The sequence below is a fragment of the Sphingomonas sp. LH128 genome, from assembly GCF_000293195.2.
Taxonomy (GTDB): domain Bacteria; phylum Pseudomonadota; class Alphaproteobacteria; order Sphingomonadales; family Sphingomonadaceae; genus Novosphingobium; species Novosphingobium resinovorum_A.
This window is the reverse complement of record NZ_ALVC01000609.1, coordinates 1-564: the sequence shown is the minus strand read 5'-3', so window position 1 is coordinate 564 and position 564 is coordinate 1. Positions and strand designations below refer to the sequence as shown.

Below are 564 nucleotides of genomic sequence, written 5' to 3'. Positions count from 1 at the left end.
AGCGGCACAAGGCCCAGCTGGCCAGTGATCGCACCTCGTGCCGCTCGGCCAATGCCAATCAGATGCGCCTGATCCTGCACACTGCCGCCTACTGGCTGCTATGGCGCATCCAGCAGGTGATGCCCAGGACCACTGCTCTGGCAAGCGCCGAGTTTACAACCTTGCGCCTGCGGCTGCTCAAGGTCGCTGCGCGCGTCGTAGAAAGTGCTAGCCGCATCCGCATTGCCTTCGCTTCGGCCTGTCCGGATGCCGACCTGTTCCGCGCCCTCGTTCTTCGGCTCAAGCCTGCGCCGACGTAGCCCATGCGGCAGCGCCGCAGAACTCCGAGCCCAGCCCTTCAACCCGAAAAGCCCATCAATCCGATCGCGGTGAAACAAACGCCAGCGATGCCGGTCGTCCGCGCAACACCGCCAGCGGCAGCAAATGCCCAGAGCGGGCCTGAAACCGAGCGTCGTGAATAAGAGAGGTTAAGAGCCTTGATGGCGATGCTCTAGGGTGCAAACTCATAAATCGCGTTGAGTTGTCGGCCTTGGCGTGATTCAGGCGGCCTTCGGAAACGGAGGG

Annotated in this window: 1 protein-coding gene; it reads left to right on the top strand. The window is 62.6% G+C overall.

Annotated elements, in window-relative coordinates; all coding sequences use genetic code 11:
* On the top strand, window positions 1-299 hold a 299-nt coding region (locus LH128_RS30575; protein ID WP_008827843.1), incomplete at its 5' end, for an IS1380 family transposase.
* Window positions 300-564 lie beyond the last annotated feature (265 nt).